Origin of the sequence: uncultured Thiodictyon sp., assembly GCF_903828115.1 — a bacterium.
Classification (GTDB): domain Bacteria; phylum Pseudomonadota; class Gammaproteobacteria; order Chromatiales; family Chromatiaceae; genus Thiodictyon.
In genome coordinates this window covers 1-4,999 of the sequence record NZ_CAIKKU010000709.1, presented here as the reverse complement: position 1 = coordinate 4,999, position 4,999 = coordinate 1, and the positions used below count along the sequence as shown (strand labels likewise).

The following is a 4,999-nucleotide window of genomic DNA, read 5'->3' as shown; positions in this document are numbered from 1 at the left end:
TAGTAAGCTTCATTTAAAGATTAAGTTGCAGACTGCCTTACAGGCACTGCAACAGAATATTGGCCGTGTAACATCTTTCTTCTATTTGCCAGATACATTATATGCTGCAAGTTAGTCGTGATAACTCATTAAGTCGCTATACCAACGACATCATCAAATAGCGCATTAAAGCTATCTTCTCTAGCTATTAAGGTGTTCCGGTTAACGTCGCGACCACCAAAAGTCTCGTAATGCTCTTTGTAGAAATCCTCCAGACGCCCCTGAATCGCCACTTTAGCGTTGCGAATAGCAGGCGCTTGATGAATTCGGCGGCTTACGACGTACATTAAAGGGTCGTAAACGGTAGTTGTAGAGCGCTCTAGCCAAGCCCACCGCACGCTTGGTTCTTTCCCTCGACACCGATAAAGCCAGAAAGCGCTCTCGCCAAACGCATCCTCAACCAAGGAAATAACTTCATCGAAGAGCATTTGGAGCTGCATTAGGACATCCTCGGGGAATCCGTTGCTATGTCTCAAATAGACGTCCAAATATCCAGAAAGACTAATGTTACCTTTATGTAGATTTCTTTTCTGACGGTAAGCGAAAAACCTTAGGACGAGTTCCACATCCTCCATTCGACGATAATCTTCATTCGCTAAGCGCTCCTTAGACGGAGTTCCTCCTGCAATCTCAGCGGGCTCAGGAGCGGGGATAGCCCACAAGCGACAAAGCGAATCATTCTTTGATAACTTTATACAAAGCCGATTCATTGATCCGTCAAATATAGCATTGCGGGTCTCCTGCGGAGTCAATCGCTCCCCGCCACTATTGATGCGTTCAAATACCATCTGCTTAAGACGCAGAGCCTCGACGTCATCTTTCGCTGTCTCCTTTAAGAGGATTACGGACGAAAGATAACGACGATCAATTCCTTCACGCACGCGCTCTGGAAGATCGCAATATTTCCTGCCATTTAACTCATTCCACTGCGACAAGCCCGACAGCTCAAACTCGTTTCGATAAAAATCATGAATCGCAGTAAGTCGCTGGAGCCCATCCATAACCTCGTAACGCGAGTAATCGTACTCATAAAGAAAGACTGGCGGAATGGGAACATTCATGATCAACGATTCGATGAGTCGCGATTGCTGATCCCGCGACCACCGATGCCGCCTTTGGTATTCTGGAGATAGCTTATATGACCGATTTTCGACAATCTCGGCAATTGTATTCAGTGGATATCGAGCCTGTTCAGTCACGATTCTAATTTCACCGCGGACATATTTTTCATTAATCTCACGGTTAGATAACTTTGGTGGCGATTCAGTGTCTCGAATGTCAAGATTTATCTCTTCGCCGTTAAACAGTGCCATTGCCGTATCACCTCTGGATTAGGTAGCGAAAATCGTGTTTGAGGATGGTCGCGGTCATCAGAGCACCTGTCGTCACCTCGGCCCCATTGCGGGAGCCCCGGGGCCGAGCCGCCCCGCATTCACGGCGGCGGCCTCGCCGATGTGCTCCAGGATATAGCGTGCGGTGGGGCTTCGGTGACTATTTCCTCAAGGACACCAGCATAAACACGCCAAAGCACAGCCCGTAGCCCCAGGGCAGCGCGATCAGGCCGATCGCGACCTCGCTCGCACCGTACTCGTTCGCCAGCCAGGCGCCTAATCCTGAGACCAGAAAGATGACAGGGATGAGCACGGCGGCCACCGTCAGTTTCCCGACCCAGGGGACCTTCATATTGGCGATGCTGACGACGCTGCCGGCCGCGACGAGGGCGCCCAGGATGGCGCCTATGACACTTACAATACTATTGATGATGATGGCGAGATGCATCCGCGAACCTCTGTGGTGACGCGCGCTTCGACGCGCAACTGGCGATTCTAAGCACGGAACCAGGTGTGGCGCCCGCGCCCCGATCGCAGCCCGCGGCACCAAAGAGTGCTTGCAGCCGCCGACCCGGGGCATCATCCTTGACGATTTGGTGGTGTTACGATCATGCCCAAGAACCGATTCTATCTCGCCTTCGCCCTGGCCGGGTCCCTGTGCCTGACGTCGACGCCGGGCTTCGCCGCGCCCGCGCCGGCGCCAGCCATCGCCGCACCGACGACGGTGGCACCCGTGACCATCGAGAACCGCATCGCGGCGCAGCTCCAGCACGAGATCGCGGTCGTGCAGCCCTTGCTCGACCGCTATGGTTACGGGGCGGTCGCGGTGGCCGTGGGCGTGGAGGGGGCGGGCATCCCGGCCCCCGGTGAGACGCTGCTGGTCGCCGCGGCGCTCGACGCCGCCTCACACCCCAAGCTGCACATCGGTTGGCTGGTGCTGGCGGCCTTCGCGGCGGCGTCGGTGGGCAACAGCCTGGGCTACCTGATCGGGCGCTTGGGCGGGCGCCCCCTGCTGCGGCGGCTGCGGGTCAACGAGCGGTATCTGGCGCGTATCGAGGCCATCTTTGAACGCTGGGGCGGCTGGCTGATCGTCGGTGCCCGCTTCTTCGACGGACCGCGCCAATTGAACGGCATCGCGGCCGGCATCCTGAAAATGCCCTGGTGGCACTTCACCCGCTTCAACCTGCTGGGCGCCGCCCTATGGGTCGGTACCTGGGGACTCGGGCCCTACTTCCTGGACGAACACCTGCAGGGCATCCTTACCCTCGTGCACCGCTGGAACCCCTGGGTGGCGGGTGCGACCCTCATCGGTCTGGTCGTCCTGGCCGTCTACCTCTGGCTCAGGTTCAAACGGGCCGCGCTGCCGGACGTACCATCGCAAACTTAGCACCGCGAAGCGCAGATGCCGATACCACCCGAGAATACACAATTCCGCTATTGAAATCTTTTCGCGTCGTTGTCGTTGTCGTTGTCGTAATCGGATCTATCGAAGCGCCCTTGATTCGCTCGTACCCAAATTGCATCGCTTCTCCGATTACGACAACGACAACGACAACGACAACGACAACGACAACGATTCTGTCGTGTTCAACTTGTTCTTGACTCGTTACTTAGCGAGATTCAGTGCTCGCGGACATAGGTCCCGGGCGCCGGTGCCAGCGCGGGGAACGCCGGGGTGGACACCGGCCGGGCTTTGACCATGGCGCCGGCGCGCGGCTTGAGCCAGGCCATCCAGTCCTCCCACCAACTGCCGACGCGCTCCGGGGTCCGCCCCTTCCAGACCTGCGGCCGATCCGGGCACTGCGCCGCGTCCGCCCGGTAGCGTCGCTTGGGCGGAGCGACCGGGGGATTGAGGATGCCCAGGATATGCCCGGCGCTGGAGAGCACGAAGCGCTTGTCGCCCGGGACCAGATTGACCGTGCGGAAGGCCTGCTCCCAAGGCGCGATGTGGTCGTCCGCGGCGGCGACCGCGTACAGGGGTTGCGTGATGGCGCCGAGATCCAGTGACTCGCCCGCCACCGTCAGGGCGCCGGGTTGGATCAGCCGGTTGTGAAGATACAGTTCAGTCAGATACCAGGCGTGCATGACGTGCGGCATGCGCGTCGTGTCCATGTTCCAGTACAGCACGTCGAATGGGGGTGGCTTTTCACCATAGAGCCAGCCGTGGACGACGTAGTGCCAAATCAGCCCGTTGGAGCGCAGCAGGCGGAAGGCGGCGGCCATTTCCCGGCCGTCGAGATAGCCGGTGCGCTGCATCTGGGCGCAGAGGTAGGCGACGCTCGCCTCATCGATGAAGACCTCGATGTCGCCCGGCTGGGCGAAATCGACCAGGGTGGTGAAGAGGGTCCAGTCGGCGACCGGCACCACCGCGGGCGCAAAATGCCGGTTCGCCCAGGCCAGATACATGGCGAGCGCCGTACCGCCGATACAGTAGCCGACGGCGTGGACCTGATTCGCGCCCGTCATCTGACGCGCCGCGTCGATGGCGACCTGGATACCTTCGAGCAGGTAATCATCGATACGCAACTCGCGCAGGTCGGCGCCCGGGTTTTTCCAACTCGTGATGAAGACGTCCAGCCCCTGTCCGAGCAGGAAGCCGATCAGGCTCTTCTTCGGTGTCAGATCGAGCACATAGAACTTATTGATCCAAGGCGTGATGATCACCACCGGCTCGGCGTGGACCTGGGGCCGGGTCGGCGCATAGTGGATGACCTCCAGCAGGCGATTGCGCAATACGACGGCACCGGGGGTGGTGGCGAGGTCCTCACCGACGGTGAAATCCGCCGGATCGCTCATGCGCAGGTCGCCGGCCTCAAGGTCGGCGAGAAAGTTCCGGTAGCCCGCGGCGAGGCTGCCGCCGCCGGTCTCCATGGCGCGGCGTAGCGCTACCGGATTGGTCCACAGATAATTGGTGGGCGCGACCGCGTCCAGCCACTGCCGACACCAGAAGGCCGCCCGGCGGCGGTCCCGGTCCGACAGCCCCGGGGTGTCGCGGATCATGTCCTTGGCGTTGCGGCTGAAGGTCAGGTACCACTCCTTGATCAGGTCCCAGCCCGGCGTGTCGGACCAGGCGGGATCGGCGAAGCGCTCATCCGCGGGGTTGGGCCTGACCGGGTCATCGTTCGGCAGGCCGATCATGCGCTGCCAGCCATACCATTGCAGGCGCCACAGATCGGCGTACCAGCGGGCGAGGCGCTCGCCCAGTTCCTGCGGGTGCATCAGCCAGGCGACCTGCGCCAGGGACAGCGGGGCCTGGACGTAGGGGGTTTGCAGCAGGGGGGCCGCCGGTTCGAGCGGGACCAGGGCCCCGGCGACCGCGGCCTGGGCTTCGGGAAACTCGCTGGCGACCCGCTGCGCTTCGGGCGGGTCGTCAGTCCCCCTCCGGGCGGACTTGCGCGACGTGTCGCTGGTGTCGGTGGGTATGGCCATGATCGTCAGTCGCCTCCGTCAAGTTGCATTGTTAGGGTATGGACACCCCGCGGCAATGTCCAGCGGGTGCGATCAGAACTGATGTGTTGACGCCGATCCCGTAGGGTACGCATCGCGTACCCACCGAGCCGCGGCAACCTCTGGGGCCGGGCGTCGTTGTCGTTGTCGTAATCGAACAATCCGATCACGACAACGACAAC

The 4,999-nt window shown here is 60.3% G+C and carries 5 protein-coding genes; 1 reads left to right on the top strand and 4 read right to left on the bottom strand.

Going from position 1 to position 4,999, the window contains the following annotated elements:
- Positions 1 to 128: 128 nt before the first annotated feature.
- Positions 129 to 1,352: a DUF262 domain-containing protein gene (locus QZY48_RS26695; RefSeq protein WP_295436582.1), complete on the bottom strand. Its 1,224-nt coding sequence runs from the start codon at positions 1,350 to 1,352 to the stop codon at positions 129 to 131.
- Positions 1,353 to 1,530: 178 nt separating this feature from the next.
- A complete protein-coding gene (locus QZY48_RS26690; RefSeq protein WP_295436580.1) occupies positions 1,531 to 1,818 on the bottom strand; it encodes a hypothetical protein in 288 nt (95 codons plus the stop codon).
- Between the two features lie 162 nt (positions 1,819 to 1,980).
- Here QZY48_RS26690 and QZY48_RS26685 point away from each other — a divergent pair, with 162 nt between their 5' ends.
- Positions 1,981 to 2,757: a DedA family protein gene (locus QZY48_RS26685; RefSeq protein WP_295436579.1), complete on the top strand. Its 777-nt coding sequence runs from the start codon at positions 1,981 to 1,983 to the stop codon at positions 2,755 to 2,757.
- 233 nt (positions 2,758 to 2,990) lie between these two features.
- Here the strand turns inward: QZY48_RS26685 and QZY48_RS26680 are convergent, their stop codons facing one another.
- Positions 2,991 to 4,799, bottom strand: coding sequence for an alpha/beta fold hydrolase (locus QZY48_RS26680; RefSeq protein ID WP_295436578.1), 1,809 nt, complete (start codon positions 4,797 to 4,799; stop codon positions 2,991 to 2,993).
- A 5-nt stretch (positions 4,800 to 4,804) separates the two neighbouring features.
- On the bottom strand, positions 4,805 to 4,999 hold a 195-nt coding region (locus QZY48_RS26675; RefSeq protein WP_295436577.1), incomplete at its 5' end, for a hypothetical protein.